We start from the raw sequence: 15,704 nt of genomic DNA, 5'->3' as shown, positions 1-15,704 counted from the left end.
ACTAATGTGTCGATGAATCCATGACAGTTTAATTTCTAATTCATTTCACTTTTAATATAGCTACTAGCGAATTACATATACTTTAGGTTTTCACAGCTTAACGGTTGAAAGACCAACAAAAATGTTAATAACTCGTAAACCAGCAAAGGTTGCCACCGATTTAGTTGGATAGCATTTAGTCATTCGTTGAATTAACACACAAGCTACTTTTTGCTCAACCGATCTATTTAGATCGAGAACAACGATCACAAAAACACACCTAAGACACTGTATAGTAAAGACTATTGCAATATTCAATGCAATGTTCACTTAGATCAAGTGATACTTGATCTCGCAAAAACAGCAGACGAATCTAAGCTATCAACATAGTTATCCACAGATTTAGTGGATAACTACCGCCAGACCATATTCGGCGGGATTTTGTGCTCGATTAATTTCTCATCACGTAAGTGGTGACTAACCTTTTAATCCTCAGGTACAGGTTACAGATTTATTAAACGCTGTACATAATAACAGTATGGAAGCGATTTTTTATTCTTTTTAGTTATAGCCTTTAACTTTACTGGGATATATAAGAAAAAAGAAAAAACCATTTCTTTAGAAACTAAAACCACACTTGTTTATAAACAAAGAGGTAATAATGGGCAGTTATTAACCATCACTTTCTCAGCATTGACGACAAAATGAACATAAAAGCCGTAAAAAGCTATTTTTTGCACAGTCAGCACAAATATTTCATTTATGTTGTTGACAGTTCCTAAGTACGTCTTTAATATTCGCCTCCGTTGAAGCACAGGTCCCCCTTAGCTCAGTTGGTTAGAGCGACGGACTGTTAATCCGCAGGTCCCCCGTTCGAGTCGGGGAGGGGGAGCCAACTTCAGCAAACAACTTAGGTGTCGATTCCCCCTTAGCTCAGTTGGTTAGAGCGACGGACTGTTAATCCGCAGGTCCCCCGTTCGAGTCGGGGAGGGGGAGCCACTTAGTTGGCTTCTAAATCGTCTCACACACTCCAATCTATTTTAATTCCTAAAACAACGCGTTTAGACATTAAATAACCCTAATTCAATCAAGTTGTTAAACCCGTTCTAAAAAGGGATAATAGACCTAATCTGTTTTTCTTTTTAATTCGCGGGCGTTGTCCGTCAAGATTCCTCAAAGGAATTGCTTTATTCATGACTGAATTTTTACTGCTATTGATTGGTACAGTACTGGTTAACAACTTTGTGTTGGTTAAGTTTCTCGGCCTATGTCCGTTTATGGGTGTATCTGGAAAACTAGAAACCGCCATGGGCATGTCTATGGCTACCACATTTGTACTCACCCTTGCCTCTGCGTCGAGCTACCTAGTTGAAACCTATTTACTTGCTCCACTGGGCATTGGTTACCTGAGAACGCTAGCCTTTATTCTTGTTATCGCAGTGGTGGTTCAGTTCACAGAAATGGTCGTGCACAAAACAAGCCCTACCTTATATAGGTTGTTAGGTATATTCCTTCCTCTTATCACAACCAACTGTGCCGTGCTTGGTGTAGCGCTACTAAATCTTACCGAACAGCATAATTTCATGCAGAGTCTAATTTATGGTTTCGGCGCTGCTGTGGGGTTCTCTCTTGTACTGGTGTTATTTGCGGCCATGCGTGAGCGTTTAGCTGCTGCTGATGTACCTGTATCTTTTAAAGGTGCCTCAATCGCTATGATAACCGCTGGTCTCATGTCCCTAGCATTTATGGGCTTTAGTGGACTGGTGAAAGTGTAATGACGATATCTACCGCAATTATATTCGCCGTTGTTGCCATTGGCGTCCTTGCGCTTATTTTTGGCTTGGTTCTGGGCTACGCGAGCATTCGCTTTAAAGTTGAGGGCGACCCGCTTGTTGAGCAAATAGATGCCGTACTACCACAAACTCAATGTGGCCAATGCGGATATCCGGGCTGTAAGCCTTATGCTGAGGCAATTGCTGAAGGTGATGATATTAATAAGTGCCCACCTGGTGGCGAGGCAACAATTAAAAAACTCGCAGACTTGATGGGAGTTGAACCTAAACCCCTTGATGCTGCTCATGGCGAAGAAGACGTTAAAAAAGTCGCGTTTATACGCGAAGACGAATGTATCGGCTGTACCAAATGTATTCAGGCCTGCCCTGTCGACGCCATTTTAGGAGCCGCCAAACACATGCACACGGTTATTACTGATGAATGTACAGGGTGCGACCTATGTGTAGATCCCTGCCCGGTCGACTGTATCGACATGGTGCCAATTGCTCAAACAACTTCTACATGGAAGTGGGATTTTGAATCATCGCCTAAAGGTGATATCCCCATCAAAATGGTGTCGTAATTGTGATGTATCCAAGTTTTGATTCAATTATAGAAACCCTTGAAGCGGGAAAGATGTACTCATTTCCAGGTGGCGTACATCCCGACGATAAGAAATCTCTATCTAATACATCAGTAATAAAGAAACCGTCGTTACCCGAATTATTGATTGTTCCTTTAAGGCAGCACATTGGCTCAGACGGTATCTGCTGCGTAGAAGTTGGCGATACCGTATTGAAAGGCCAAATTCTATCGCAAAGCTCATCACCTTTTTCTGTGCCAGTTCATGCGCCAACCTCGGGCGAGGTTGTTGCGATTGCACCACATGTTGTAGCGCACCCTAGCGGCCTAACAGAAATGTGTATTTCGATACGCCCTGACGGTAAAGACACATGGTGCGACCTATCTCCAATAGCAAATTATAGCGACATAGATAAGAACAAGCTTATAGAAGCTATTTGCCAAGCTGGTATTTCAGGAATGGGCGGCGCAGGTTTTCCTACCCATATAAAAACCTCAACGTCTAAGCCTGTAGAATTTCTTATCCTAAACGGGATTGAGTGTGAACCCTATATCACATCTGATGACCGGTTAATGCGCGAACACGCATGGCAAATACGCCAGGGATTAGACATTCTGACTCACCTTATCGAACCCAAGGCAATTATTGTTGCGGTTGAAGACAATAAACCCGAAGCGTTTGAGGCGCTCAATATTGCCTGCCAGGATAAAAAAGACTACAGAGTTGTTAGCGTTGAAACTAAATACCCTGCCGGCGGTGAAAAGCAGCTGATTCAGGTAGTTACTGGTCGAGAAGTGCCAAGGAATGGATTGCCAGCCGACGTAGGCGTGATGATGTTTAACGTGGGTACCTGCTACGCCATTGCAGATGCTATTTTACACGGCAAGCCGTTGATTGAACGGGTTGTTACCGTAACTGGTGAAGCCGTTGAATCACCAAGCAACTTTAGAGCGTTATTGGGTACGCCCGTCTCTCATCTGTTAGACGAAGCAAACTACAATCCGAAAAAACAAAAAGCGCCCAAAGTGATTATGGGTGGCCCTATGATGGGCTTTACCTTGTCAGACGCTACAATCCCCGTGGTAAAAACCACAAACTGTTTATTAGTTCCGGCCAAAAAAGAGCTGGTAGACGATAGTGCAGAGCGCCCGTGTATTCGCTGTAGCGCATGCGCCGATGCTTGCCCTGCATCACTGCTCCCCCAACAAATGTTTTGGCACGCCAAAGCAAAAGAATACGATAAAGCCGAAGAATACGACCTTTTCGACTGTATAGAGTGCGGCGCATGTGCTTACGTTTGCCCCAGTGAAATCCCCTTGGTGCATTACTACCGCCAGGCTAAATCCGAAATACGCATTCAGCGTGATGAAAAAAATAAAGCTGAGAAGGCCAAACAGCGATTTGAGGCGCGTAAAGAGCGCTTAGAACGCGAAAAGCTAGAGCGTGAAGCTAAACATAGAAAAGCAAAAGAAGCACGCTTAGCCGCGAACAAGGCCAAAGAACAAAATGCTGCAACTGTGGATAATGCAAATAGCACGGTTGATGCTGGCGCAACTGAGGCTAAGGACAAAGTAGCGGCGGCGCTTGCGCGTGCGAAAGCGAAAAAAGCGGCAATGCAAGCCAAGGTTAAGGACGACAACACACCAGTAAACGCTGACGAACTTAACCCAGCAGCAGACGATAAAAAAGCCCAAGTAGCCGCCGCAATTGCCAGAGCAAAAGCGAAAAAAGCAGCCCAAGCTAAAAGTTCAGATAAGGCTGAGAACGCCAGTGAGCCGGCGGCTCAGACTCCTTCGCCAGACGATGATAAAAAGGCCAAAGTTGCCGCTGCTATCGCCAGAGCGAAAGCCAAGAAAGCAGCCCAAGCTGGCCAGCATTCAGATGCGTCGACAGAAAACCAAGTGGCTTCTCAAGACCAAACAACTGCGGATCTTTCAAATACTAATCCTTCCAATACTGAAACTAACGCAGAGCTATCAGTTGAGGAACAGAAAAAAGCGCGAATTGCAGCGGCAGTTGCTAAAGCAAAAGCGCAAAAAGCCGCTAAAAATAACACGAGCGACCAACCTGAGCAGGCTACGTCCACTCAATTTGGCGAGGAGCAAGACGATCAGTCTACTGAACAGCTAGATGAAATGGGTGCTAAAGACGAAAAAAAGGCTAGGATAGCTGCTGCCGTTGCTAAAGCTAAAGCCAAGAAGGCCGCGTCGCAAAAAGCACAAGCATCTAGTCCTGTTGGCGAAGCTGACACAGACAGCCAAGACGCTAGCTCGCCAAAAGATGAAAACCCTCAAAACGTCAGCAGCCAAGGCAATGGTGAACAGAATAATAACGCCCTAGATTCATCTAGTAACTTAAGCGAAGCGGAGCAGAAAAAGGCCCGCATTGCTGCCGCTGTGGCAAAGGCCAAAGCAAAGAAACTTGCTCAAAGCGGTAATGACGATTTAGCAGCCTCACAAGATACTGCTGAACAAGAAAGTCACAAGGAATATGAGCAGAGCGAGTCGTCTAGTGAAGCAGAACAAGTACCAAGCGTGCAATCAACTTCTCAACCCACTGCTCAAGATGAAAAGAAAGCACGTATAGCGGCAGCCATTGCAAAAGCAAAAGCGAAAAAAGCGGCGGCTGAACAAGAGAAAGAATCAGAATGAAGTTAAGTTTATCGAGTTCACCACACCAACGGGTTAAACGCGATACCGGACAGGTCATGCGCATGGTTATTTACGCAATGATCCCAGGCATGATAGCCCAATCTTTTTTCTTTGGTTGGGGCATGCTTATTCAAGCGGTTATTGCAGTAGTAAGTGCACTGGTAATTGAAGGGGTTATTTTATTTTTAAGAAAGCGCCCTATCGAACGCACACTTACTGATTACAGCGCGGTTTTAACAGGCTTGTTAATCGCTATTAGTATTCCGCCTACTCTGCCGTGGTGGATGACGGTCATTGGAGTATTTTTTGCGATCGCGGTTGCTAAACAAGTCTATGGCGGGCTTGGTTTCAACATTTTTAACCCCGCAATGATAGCCTATGTGGTTTTGCTTATTTCATTTCCGGCAGCCATGAGCCTATGGCTACCGCCTGCAACCCATGCTGGTGTTACGCCAAGCTTCTTTGACTCGCTATCATTAATATTTACAGGCTTCACTACCAGCGGCTACGATGTTACTCAGCTTAAAACTATTGCCGATGGTGTAACCATGGCGACGCCGTTAGACACATTGAGAACCGACCTAACGCAAGGCGTAACATACTCAGAGTCATTAGCTAATCCAATTTTCGATGGCGGAGTATTCGACGCTGCGGGTGCAGGATGGGGAATGGTGAGCCTTGCCTATTTACTTGGCGGTCTTTACCTGTGGAAGACCCGCGTTATTAGCTGGCATATCCCAGGTGGCATGCTGCTGAGTGTATTTGTTTGTGCATCACTGCTTCATTTAGCTAACGCCGATTACTATGCTTCACCGCTATTTCATCTGTTCAATGGTGCTGTAATGGTAGGCGCTTTCTTTATCGCAACCGACCCGGTTTCAGCGTCGACAACGCCAAAAGGCCGAATTATATTTGGTGCTGCGATTGGATTTTGGGTAGTTGTAATACGCACATTTGGTGGTTACCCCGATGCGGTAGCGTTCGCTGTGATCATTATGAACATGGCGGTACCACTTATTGACTATTACACCCGCCCTCGCGTTTACGGTAAAAATATGGGCAAAGGCCGAGGTAAGCAGTAATGATGAAAGAAAGCTTGGCCAAAAACGGCCTTATGTTAGGTGCGTTTGCCGTTGTCACCACAGCGTTAATAGCGTTAACCTTTTTCGGCACCCAAAACAAAATTGAGCAACAAAAGCAGCAAAAGCTACTAAGCGTACTTAATGAAGTTGTGCCTAGTGAATTCCACGACAATGCCCTTTACGCCAACTGCACAGAAGTCGATGCCCCCGAACTTGGCATGAGAAAAGCTCATAAGGTATACCGTGCTACGCTAAACGGCCAACCTAGCGCGCTTGTGTTGGAAGCCACTGCCCCAGATGGTTACAGCGGTGATATAGATATTGTTGTTGGAGTAAAAGTAGATACGCATATTGGCATTGATAAACAACAAAGTATGCAAAACGAATCCCGTAGCAGTGAGCGTGAAAACCTCAATACTTCTGCACTACCGCTAACCGATATGGCAAAACTCGACGAGAGTTCTCCCGAAATGGATACGCCTGAAATAAAAACAACCAATATGAGAGTACTTGGCGTACGCGTTATCGAACACAAAGAAACCCCTGGGCTTGGTGATAAGATAGAGCTTGCAGTAAGCGACTGGATCACAAGCTTCAGAGGCAAGTCTTTCTCACCAGATAATTTAGCGCCATGGCAAGTCAAAAAAGATGGCGGCGAATTTGACCAATTCACAGGCGCTACTATAACGCCAAGAGCGGTAGTTACAGCCGTACGTGAGGCTTTAGTTTACGCACAAGCTAACCAAAGCGCGTTATTCTCCGCCCCCAACACCTGTGCAACAACAGATTCGGTTGAAACAATAGATGACGTTAACGTGGATGAAACCCAACCTCATAGTGTAGAGGAGTTATAACGTGACTGACTTTCGCGACCTATCCTTGCAAGGACTTTGGAAGAACAACCCTGCGTTAGTACAGCTGTTAGGATTGTGCCCCCTACTAGCCGTTACCGCTACCTTTATTAACGGTTTAGGACTTGGCCTGGCTACCATGTTGGTATTAATTGGCAGTAACGTTACCGTTTCACTCGTTCGAAATGTAGTAAGAAACGAGATCCGCATCCCTGTTTTCGTTATGATCATTGCAGCATTTGTAACCATCGTTCAACTATTAATGAATGCTTACACCTACGACCTTTATTTAGCATTAGGTATTTTCATTCCACTGATTGTAACTAACTGCGCCATTATAGGTCGTGCCGAGGCTTTTGCGTCAAAGAATGGGCCACTCGCCTCAGCCTACGATGGGCTTATGATGGGATTGGGGTTTACCGCAGTGCTGGTTATTTTGGGTGGTATGCGCGAAATATTGGGTGCAGGTACGTTGTTAGCAGGTGCTGATAGGCTATTCGGGCCAATCGCTTCTCACTGGACCATAACGCTATTTGACACTGAAAACCCGTTTTTGCTTGCGATTTTACCGCCGGGCGCCTTTTTAGGCATGGGCCTGCTCATTGCTATCAAAAATAGTATCGATGCGAAGTTAGCCGCTAAGCAAACAACGCCGGCAGTGAAGGCCGAGCGGGTACGAGTTACCGCTGAGAGCTAATTTAATGTCTAGAAGTGTGTTGCCGCTTACTGCTCAATTACCAATGCAGCATCACTCAGATATTAATATGTACTAGACCAAGCATACACAAAAAAGTATATAGACATGAATGATGTAGTTAAGCCGGCTAAGCCGCTTTCTAAGCAGGAAAAAGTAAAAGAAATCATGCGAATTTTGGATGACCTTTATCCGGAAATTCCTATCTTTTTAGATCATAAAGATCCCTATACCTTACTTATTGCTGTTCTATTGTCGGCTCAATGTACCGACGAGCGTGTTAATCAAATTACGCCAAAGCTATTCGCTCGCGCAGATAACCCCTACGACATGGTGCTAATGAGTATTGAAGAAATACAAGACATCATACGCCCTTGTGGATTATCGCCTATGAAATCGAAGGGCATTTGGCATTTGTCTGACATGATCATTAAACAACACGATGGTGAAGTGCCTGCAAACTTTGAAGCGCTGGAGGCGATGCCTGCTGTTGGTCACAAAACAGCTGCTGTGGTTATGTCCCAAGGCTTTGGTATTCCTGCTTTTCCGGTAGATACTCATATTCATCGTTTAATGTACCGCTGGGGTTTGTCTAACGGAAAAAGCGTAGAGCAAACAGAACGCGATGCAAAACGCCTGTTCCCCAAAGAAAGATGGAACGACCTGCATCTGCAGATTATCTTGTACGGTAGAGAATACTGCCCTGCCCGCGGTTTTGATTTAAATAGGTGTACTATTACCCGTGAATTCGGCAGAAAGAGCTTTATAAACGAAGTGCTAAAAGAACAAGAGAAAAAGCAAAAGTTGGCGCTTAAGAAGAAGCGCAAATAAAACTTGACGCAAGCGTCTGCGATTCAAACAAGGAGTCTATCAACTCCTTGTTTGAATATCGGATAACACTAATCTTGAGGGCTAAATTGGCGAAAAGCATAAGCTCTTGATGAGGCCTCTGCTGCTAAGACAATACCATTTCTCTCAACAATTGAGTTTTGATATTCAAAGGGGAATACACCATAAGCGAGAAGCCCTTCGTACTCGAAATCTTCAAAGCAAACCTCAGCTTTAATCGTTATATCAAAAAGTGAACTGATCCCGCTAATTGGCTCGACAGAGCCTGAATATACGCAACCATTAGTATCTGAACCGCTGATCATACCTTCGTTATCGATAGCAAACGAACGAGTGTAAGCGCTATCAGACCAAGAACTTGAATAATTGCCAGCAATATCGATAAGTGAAGCATCCTCAGTAACGCCCACCTTGTTGGCAGAGAAATTTAAGGTAAGACCCGATACTGTTGCTGAGCCTTCTAAGCTGCCACCATTCGCTGTGAGCTGCATTGTGCCATGCCTAGTCATGCCTTCGCCTGGATACAGCATGGTATCGTCAGAAGTAAAAGTACCTTCGCTTATGTCGCCATGAGCAATAAGCGTGTCTCGCGAGGCTTGTGAAAATACAATAGTCTTACCCTTAGAGGAGACCGCAATAACAACCTCTTCTTGCCCGCCTTCAACTGTTGAAGTGTTCCCAAACCATACTCCCAGCATTGAATCAGGCCTCACTACACCGTCATTATCATTTGAGCTACCGCCACAGCCAACAAGCAAAAATGCACAAACCAGTGAAGCGAAGTAAGTCTTATCGTTGATAAAGCCAGAGATGGCTAATGTTCTATTTCTGAAATAAGTATAGAGAGGTATTTTCATATTTACTTTCCTTGTAATTTTTTCCTTGTTAGAAGGTAACACTTTTTTTAATCACCAAGTAGACCTGCTTTGCGATTAACTTACGACTTCGGCTTGTGGTTTACCTCGAAAGCACATCTCAATTTGGCTATGATAAGCACGTCATATTTTTGCTCACGCAAATAAACAAAAATATAAAAATAATCCACGGAGAACACATGTCCCGATTGAATAATATCGCTAGGAATCTAGCGTTTGGTGCATTAGTAAGTGCATGCAGTTTCGGTGTTTTTGCTGAAACTTCACCCATTACAGACGAGCAAAAGAAAAATGCGGAAACGCTAATTCAAAAAGCGCTGAAAAGTGACTTAGGCTATAGAATGGTAGAATCACTAACTACAGAGATAGGCCCACGCCTTGGCGGTTCGGAAGCTGAAAAGCGAGCCAGAGACTGGGGCGTTAAGGTAGGAGAGCGCCTCGGATTTGATAAAGTGAGTATTGAAGAGTTTACCATGCCCTTCTGGGACAGGGGTCATTTACATATTTCACTTACTGCGCCTTATGCCCAACCGCTTTATGGCACAGCGCTAGGTGGAGCGGCTCCTTCAGAGAGCGAGATAAACGCTGACATCGTGTATTTCAGGGATATTCACGCGCTAACCGCGGTCAATGACGGTGCGCTGAAAGGCAAAATTGCGTTTGTCGATGGCGATGCCATGGTAAAAAGCCAAACGGGTGCGGGCTATGGCCAAGCAAATCAGCGTAGACGCATTGGTTGGCAACATGCGCAACGTGGTGGCGCTGAAGCCTTAGTTGTGCGTTCGGTAGGCTCAGACTCTCACCGCTTCCCTCACTCTGGCATGATGAGCTCAGACGGTGATAACTGGGCAGACATTCCTGTTGTAGCTATTTCTAACCCCGACGCTGATCACTTACGACGCCTACACAATTTAGGCAAGCCGCTGTCGTTGTCGCTTCACTCTGAGTCAAAGTGGAAAGGCGAAGTAAACAGCGGCAACGTAATACTGGATTTAGTCGGTAGTGAAAAGCCTGAAGAAATTGTGCTCATTGGCGGACACTTAGATAGTTGGGACTTAGGCACTGGCGCTGTTGATGACGGTGCGGGCGTTGCTATTACCACAGCCGCAGCCGCATTAATCGCATCACTGCCTGAACGCCCTAAGCGCACCATTCGTGTAGTTATGTTTGGCGCTGAAGAAGTGGGCCTATTAGGCGCGTTTGCTTATGCAAAACAGCATGAAAAAAACCTTGCTAACCACGTACTTGCTACAGAGTCTGATTTTGGCGCGCAAACAATTTGGCAACTTGTGTCGAATGTGAACCCTGAAGCAACAGTACTGGTAGATGAAATCGCAAAGATCTTGTCACCTCTGGGTATAATTCGCGGTGGCTCAGACGTTGCCGGTGGTGGCCCCGACATTATACCGCTAGCAGCGAAAGGCGTACCAACTATCCGGTTGAACCAGAACGGTCGAGATTATTTCGATCTTCATCACACGCCTGATGACACATTAGACAAAATTAACCCTGATGAACTGGCTCAAAACATTGCAGCTTATGCAGCAAGCATATATCTGTTAGCAGATTCAGACGTCGACTTAAAAGCCAAATAATAGTCGCAGGTTATTTCTATAATGACATTGGTTAGTACACACCCGTACTAGCCAATGCTTCTCTTGCAACAGCACGCCTTTATTTACAGCGCTTTATACATACCACGCAGTTGCACTACTGAAAACGCAAGACCTATAACCTTTTAGCTTTAATGCCGTGAGTTATGCCAATCCGAATAGATAATTGCCCACTCAAAAAGCACTGGCAAGTGTAGTGAGCTTAATTAGCTCTCTTGAATAAGCTGATCAATGAATCGCTTTGCTTCTTGTCTTGATGATAACTGAACATGTCGATAGGTATTCGCATGCTTAAAGGCAACAGCTGTTTTATTTATGGAGATATTTGAAATTAACGCACCTGGAATAAGGCTGTTAATGGTAGAGATAGAGTTTTGAAATTGCATATTAGATACTTCTTTATTGATATAGTTTGTTTTGAATTCCTCGCAGGTTGGGTTAAGAAATCTAAAAACGAAAATTAGGCTCTTTTCACATTTACCGTGTAAAAGAGCCCATCTTTGCGGGTTACTTCAGATAAGAGAAATAACCCTAAGCTTGCTTACAGGTCTTAAAGAACTGTTACGTTAGCAGCTTGTGGGCCTTTTTGGCCTTGTTCAACTTCAAAGCTAACCGCTTGACCTTCAGCAAGAGTCTTGAAGCCGTCAGAAGTGATTGAACGGAAGTGTACGAATACGTCTTTGCCACCAGCTTCAGGAGTAATGAAACCGAAACCTTTTTCTTCGTTAAACCACTTAACTGTACCGTTTACAGAATTAGACATAATAATAACCTTTTAAAAAATTGATGTAATGGTGGAAGCCACCGAATAGCAATAGACATAACTAAGCTAGTAAAGCAGTTGTATATCTATCTAGCACTTCAATTTGAAGGTATAAAGAAAGGTACAGCGCAGTATTAGGTAAAGCATAAAACATATCTAGAGCGAGCGAGACAGTACAGGTAATTGTTCGCCATGTCCAATTATTTCGGGATTATTTTTCAAGCATTCCAATGCGACCTTATTACAGGCCCACAATGAATACGTATGTTTGTATAACGCCAATACCAGCTAAGTTAACCTTATTCTTTTTTCGCTAGGCCTTAATTATGACAGACATGTACTCATTATTGGATAAAACCGCCATTGTAACAGGCGGTGGTAAGGGGCTGGGTAAAACAATAACCCACTTTCTATTAGATGCAGGAATGAAAGTAGCTATCTGCGGACGCACTGAACAAACGATAAACGAGACAGTTGAACAATTAGATGCGCTATTCCCCGGTAAAGTCATTGGAGCAAAATGTGATGTATCAAAAAGTGATGAAGTAGCAAGTTTTGTAAAAGAAGTTAAAAATACATTTGGCGAACTTCACGTTCTTATCAATAACAGTGGGTTTGGTAAAGAAACGCTTATCTGGGAAACCAGCGAAGACGATTGGGACGAAGTGATGGATACCAATGTAAAAGGTTCCTTCCTTATGTGTAAGCAAGTAGTGCCCCATATGATTGAAAACCAAGAGGGTTACATTATCAATATTGCCTCTCAGGCGGCACTAAATGGATATGCTAATGCGGGCGTTTATTGTGCGTCAAAATTCGCATTAGTGGGGCTTGGGAAAGCTCTTCAAGAGGAGGTGCGGCCTTATGGCATTCACGTACATTCGCTCAACCCTGCACTTATTCAGTCACAGAAAACAGGTTCAGAGAAGGTAGACGAGGGTCTGATTCAAAACGAAGACTTGGGCAAAATGGTGGTCTACCTGTTAAGCCAGCCTCGCCGACTTAAAATTGATAATATCGGCATGTGGGGTTTTTAATACGTTTAAGTGCAGTTATAAAACTGTCTTAAAGCGTTAACATTTCCCTACTATTATAGTGTGTCGTTTGCGTTTACCAACGAAATTACTCAGCAGGACTTTGTATGAATGTAGCTCTGCGTGGCTATAGTTCTGAGTACATTTGGCAACCGCAAACGCGCACTTACAATGCAGTGTATCATCTGATAATTCTGATGGTTCAAATAGGAAATAGTTATGCGAATGCTTCACACCATGCTTCGAGTTGAAAACTTAGAGGCGTCACTTCACTTCTACACCTCATTGATGGGCATGCGCCTTCTTCGACAATCAGAAAACAAAGAGTATGAGTACACCCTCGCATTTGTAGGATATGGAGAAGAGACCGATAGCACTGTGTTAGAGCTTACCTATAACTGGGGTGACAACACCTACGATAAGGGTAACGCGTACGGCCACATCGCCATTGAAGTAGACGACATCTATCAGTTTTGTGAAAACTTAGAAGCAAATGGCGCTGACGTGTATCGTAAACCCGGTCCCGTAAAAGGTGGCTCGACCGTCATCGCTTTTGTTCGCGACCCAGATGGGTATGCCATAGAACTTATTCAAAATAAGTCTATTTCACTGTAGCAGCACGACGTCGCCGATGCCTTTTAAGCACTCGTAACATAAACTTCTTATGAAATGTACGGCAAAAATAAGATGGCGATAAAAGTAAACACATGGAGTAGCAATTACATGCTAGGTAACCGCTTATTATCTTGTTTAAACCGGACTGGCAAGGCTGTAACTGATTCGACGAACAAGCTTGAGCTTCGAACAAAGGTCAATGCTAGGTTACGAAATAGATTCAAGATTACATTGACGTCGTTACTGCCTGCGTTTGTGGTGGTATTTACAGGTGCCCTTGCCTCTGAGGGTACGTTTGCAGCTAATGCTTTGAATAGTAAAACCTCGCAGGCTGAAGCAGAACCTACCACTAGCGAAAGACCGCATTTTACCGTTATCGCGCATCGCGGTGCTTCTGGCTATTTGCCGGAGCACACTCTTGAAGCAGCCACGCTAGCGTTCTCCCTGCGTCCTGACTTTATAGAGCAGGATGTTGTTATAACTAAAGATAACATCCCTGTGGTACTACATGACATTCACTTAGAGACAGTTACTAATGTAGAAGATATTTTCCCCGCGCGTCACCGAAAGGACGGACGCTATTATGCCCGGGACTTCACCCTCGAAGAGCTTCGAACATTGCAGGTACATGAGCGTGCTAATAGTAACGGGAGGCAAGTTTTTAAAAGTAGGTACCGCGGCACGCAGGCTAATTTTAAAGTGGCTACCTTAAGTGAACACTTTGAGCTAATTAGCGAACTTAATCGCCAATTCGGCACGTCTGTAGGCGTTTACCCAGAAGTAAAGTCTCCTGCCTTTCACATTGCTGAAGGTATTGATGCCAGTAAGATGGTTATTGACGCATTGGAAAACTACGGGTTTGCGGGAGAAAACGGCAATAGTTACCTGCAGTGCTTTGACTTTAACGAAGTTAAGCGTATTCGTGAAACCCTTGGCTATAAGGGCAAAGTGGTTATGCTAATTGGCGAGAACGATTGGGGTGAAAGCGACACCGACTACGATTGGCTGCGTACGCAAGAAGGCATGAAGCAAGTTGCGACGTACGCGAACGGAGTAGGCCCTTGGTTGGGCCATTTAATGGATACTGAGGCGATGGCTAAAGGGGAAATAAAGACAGCTAGCTGGGTCAAGTACGCCCACGATAACAAGCTAATCATTCATCCCTACACTTATCGTCAGGATGCCCTTCCGACGGGCATGACTGGAGAACAAACTTTGGACGCATTACACAAGGTCGTGAAGGCTGATGGCGTATTCACCGACCACTTAATGCCTGTATTAACCTGGCGAGACAAACCAAACTAAGGCAACCTCACCGGGTTTGAGGCGCTTGAGCAAGGGCCTAAGACTTAGATAATCGCACCACTACGCGTCTGTTTTGCGCGCGGCTTTCTCGCGTATCGTTAGGCGCGATATGACGTTTTTCACCGTGCCCAGTCAGCTGGATCCTATCTTCAGGTACACCTAGCGTAGTTAGATAGCTTTTTACTTCATTAGCCCGTCGAATAGACAATTGTTCATTGTTGTAACGGCCACCGTAACTGTCCGTGTATCCATCGAGAAGCACAAGCTCCAATTCGCTGTCTTCTTTTAAATATTCGCCAATCATTGTTAAACGCTTTTGTGAATACTTAGTAAGTTCGGTGCTGTTATTCTGATAAGACAATACGGTGTAAGCAATGTCATCAAAACTAAAAGGAAGCAGGTTCGACACACACTTAACAAAGTCGCGATACACGCCTGAGAAGTTGCTTGCGTTTAATGCCACGCTCACCTGGTCATATTTGTTATACCAGTCTTGATAGTAAATCGTGGGCCAAAAGCCTTTTTCTAATTCAGATAGCATGGTCCATGCTGCATCTTGTGGCAGGTCGCCATTGTACTGCTTACGAATAGTCATATCCGCAATGGTCTTTGGCGCTACACCGGGCATCCATTTCGGTGGGACAGAGTAAACCGCAGCTACACCAAACTTGCTTGGCAACAAATACATGTCCAATTCAAATTCCATGTTCAGCTGCTTCGAAGCTGAACTTGTGAACATAGCTTCGCCGTAACCAGGCAATTCGTGATTAAGTGTGCATTGCAGGCGCGTGTCAGTATCAATACGCCAGTTGGAGCTTTCTATGGTTGCAGAATATTGCCGCATGGCAGCATGGGATGACAATGACCCCACCATCCCCAATAAAGCGATATATTTTAATTTCAACACCATTTCGACACCATAACGAAAGTCACACTAATATTGATGTAGGCCTTTGATACGCCCACCACTTATCAAGCGCCATGAATTGTACTCAATCTTCCTAAGCCGCAAACTGAGTTTTTAAAAAATTCATGAT

15 protein-coding genes and 2 tRNA genes are annotated in these 15,704 nt (G+C 44.6%); 13 read left to right on the top strand and 4 right to left on the bottom strand.

Annotated features, from left to right (window positions below; translation table 11 throughout):
- The first annotated feature begins 797 nt into the window (after nt 1-797).
- From V7R55_RS04610 to V7R55_RS04570, 9 genes are all read left to right on the top strand, one after another.
- Nucleotides 798-874 (top strand) — tRNA-Asn (locus tag V7R55_RS04610).
- Between the two features lie 27 nt (nt 875-901).
- A tRNA-Asn gene (locus tag V7R55_RS04605) sits at nt 902-978 on the top strand.
- Nucleotides 979-1,172: 194 nt separating this feature from the next.
- A complete protein-coding gene (gene rsxA, locus V7R55_RS04600) occupies nt 1,173-1,754 on the top strand; it encodes an electron transport complex subunit RsxA (RefSeq protein ID WP_014975993.1) in 582 nt (193 codons plus the stop codon).
- Nucleotides 1,754-2,335: an electron transport complex subunit RsxB gene (gene rsxB, locus V7R55_RS04595; RefSeq protein WP_014975992.1), complete on the top strand. Its 582-nt coding sequence runs from the start codon at nt 1,754-1,756 to the stop codon at nt 2,333-2,335. The genes rsxA and rsxB overlap by 1 nt, the downstream gene beginning before the upstream one ends.
- Nucleotides 2,336-2,340: 5 nt before the next feature.
- Nucleotides 2,341-4,986 carry an electron transport complex subunit RsxC gene (gene rsxC / locus V7R55_RS04590; protein WP_334057980.1) on the top strand — a complete coding sequence of 882 codons (2,646 nt, stop codon included), beginning with the start codon at nt 2,341-2,343 and terminating at the stop codon, nt 4,984-4,986.
- Nucleotides 4,983-6,068 (top strand): electron transport complex subunit RsxD, encoded by a 1,086-nt coding sequence (gene rsxD, locus V7R55_RS04585; protein WP_334057728.1) that lies wholly within the window; start codon nt 4,983-4,985, stop codon nt 6,066-6,068. The genes rsxC and rsxD overlap by 4 nt, the downstream gene beginning before the upstream one ends.
- On the top strand, nt 6,068-6,922 hold the full coding sequence (locus tag V7R55_RS04580) for an RnfABCDGE type electron transport complex subunit G (RefSeq protein WP_334057726.1): 855 nt from the start codon (nt 6,068-6,070) through the stop codon (nt 6,920-6,922). The genes rsxD and V7R55_RS04580 overlap by 1 nt, the downstream gene beginning before the upstream one ends.
- A 1-nt stretch (nt 6,923) precedes the next feature.
- Nucleotides 6,924-7,616 (top strand): electron transport complex subunit E, encoded by a 693-nt coding sequence (locus V7R55_RS04575; RefSeq protein ID WP_334057724.1) that lies wholly within the window; start codon nt 6,924-6,926, stop codon nt 7,614-7,616.
- A gap of 105 nt (nt 7,617-7,721) precedes the next feature.
- Nucleotides 7,722-8,444 (top strand): endonuclease III domain-containing protein, encoded by a 723-nt coding sequence (locus V7R55_RS04570; RefSeq protein ID WP_334057722.1) that lies wholly within the window; start codon nt 7,722-7,724, stop codon nt 8,442-8,444.
- A 68-nt stretch (nt 8,445-8,512) separates the two neighbouring features.
- Here V7R55_RS04570 and V7R55_RS04565 read toward each other — a convergent pair whose 3' ends face one another.
- A complete protein-coding gene (locus V7R55_RS04565; RefSeq protein ID WP_334057720.1) occupies nt 8,513-9,319 on the bottom strand; it encodes a hypothetical protein in 807 nt (268 codons plus the stop codon).
- A 197-nt stretch (nt 9,320-9,516) separates the two neighbouring features.
- Between V7R55_RS04565 and V7R55_RS04560 the strand changes: the two genes are divergently transcribed.
- Nucleotides 9,517-10,932: a M20/M25/M40 family metallo-hydrolase gene (locus tag V7R55_RS04560; RefSeq protein WP_334057718.1), complete on the top strand. Its 1,416-nt coding sequence runs from the start codon at nt 9,517-9,519 to the stop codon at nt 10,930-10,932.
- Between the two features lie 224 nt (nt 10,933-11,156).
- Here V7R55_RS04560 and V7R55_RS04555 read toward each other — a convergent pair whose 3' ends face one another.
- On the bottom strand, nt 11,157-11,336 hold the full coding sequence (locus V7R55_RS04555) for a hypothetical protein (protein WP_334057716.1): 180 nt from the start codon (nt 11,334-11,336) through the stop codon (nt 11,157-11,159).
- Between the two features lie 164 nt (nt 11,337-11,500).
- On the bottom strand, nt 11,501-11,713 hold the full coding sequence (cspE, locus tag V7R55_RS04550) for a transcription antiterminator/RNA stability regulator CspE (RefSeq protein ID WP_025254517.1): 213 nt from the start codon (nt 11,711-11,713) through the stop codon (nt 11,501-11,503).
- A gap of 326 nt (nt 11,714-12,039) precedes the next feature.
- Between cspE and V7R55_RS04545 the strand changes: the two genes are divergently transcribed.
- The 3 genes from V7R55_RS04545 (at nt 12,040) to glpQ (ending at nt 14,667) form a co-directional block, all read left to right on the top strand.
- Entirely contained in the window at nt 12,040-12,750 is a 711-nt protein-coding gene (locus tag V7R55_RS04545; RefSeq protein ID WP_334057713.1) for an SDR family oxidoreductase, read from the top strand.
- Nucleotides 12,751-12,966: 216 nt separating this feature from the next.
- On the top strand, nt 12,967-13,362 hold the full coding sequence (gene gloA / locus V7R55_RS04540; RefSeq protein WP_334057711.1) for a lactoylglutathione lyase: 396 nt from the start codon (nt 12,967-12,969) through the stop codon (nt 13,360-13,362).
- 72 nt (nt 13,363-13,434) lie between these two features.
- Nucleotides 13,435-14,667, top strand: a complete 1,233-nt coding sequence (glpQ, locus tag V7R55_RS04535; protein WP_334057709.1) for a glycerophosphodiester phosphodiesterase — start codon at nt 13,435-13,437, stop codon at nt 14,665-14,667.
- 37 nt (nt 14,668-14,704) lie between these two features.
- Here the strand turns inward: glpQ and V7R55_RS04530 are convergent, their stop codons facing one another.
- On the bottom strand, nt 14,705-15,577 hold the full coding sequence (locus V7R55_RS04530) for a flagellar protein MotY (RefSeq protein WP_334057707.1): 873 nt from the start codon (nt 15,575-15,577) through the stop codon (nt 14,705-14,707).
- Nucleotides 15,578-15,704: the final 127 nt, after the last annotated feature.

The sequence above is a fragment of the Alteromonas sp. S005 genome (assembly GCF_036864475.1).
Classification (GTDB): domain Bacteria; phylum Pseudomonadota; class Gammaproteobacteria; order Enterobacterales; family Alteromonadaceae; genus Alteromonas.
This window is presented reverse-complemented; position numbering and strand designations above follow the sequence as displayed.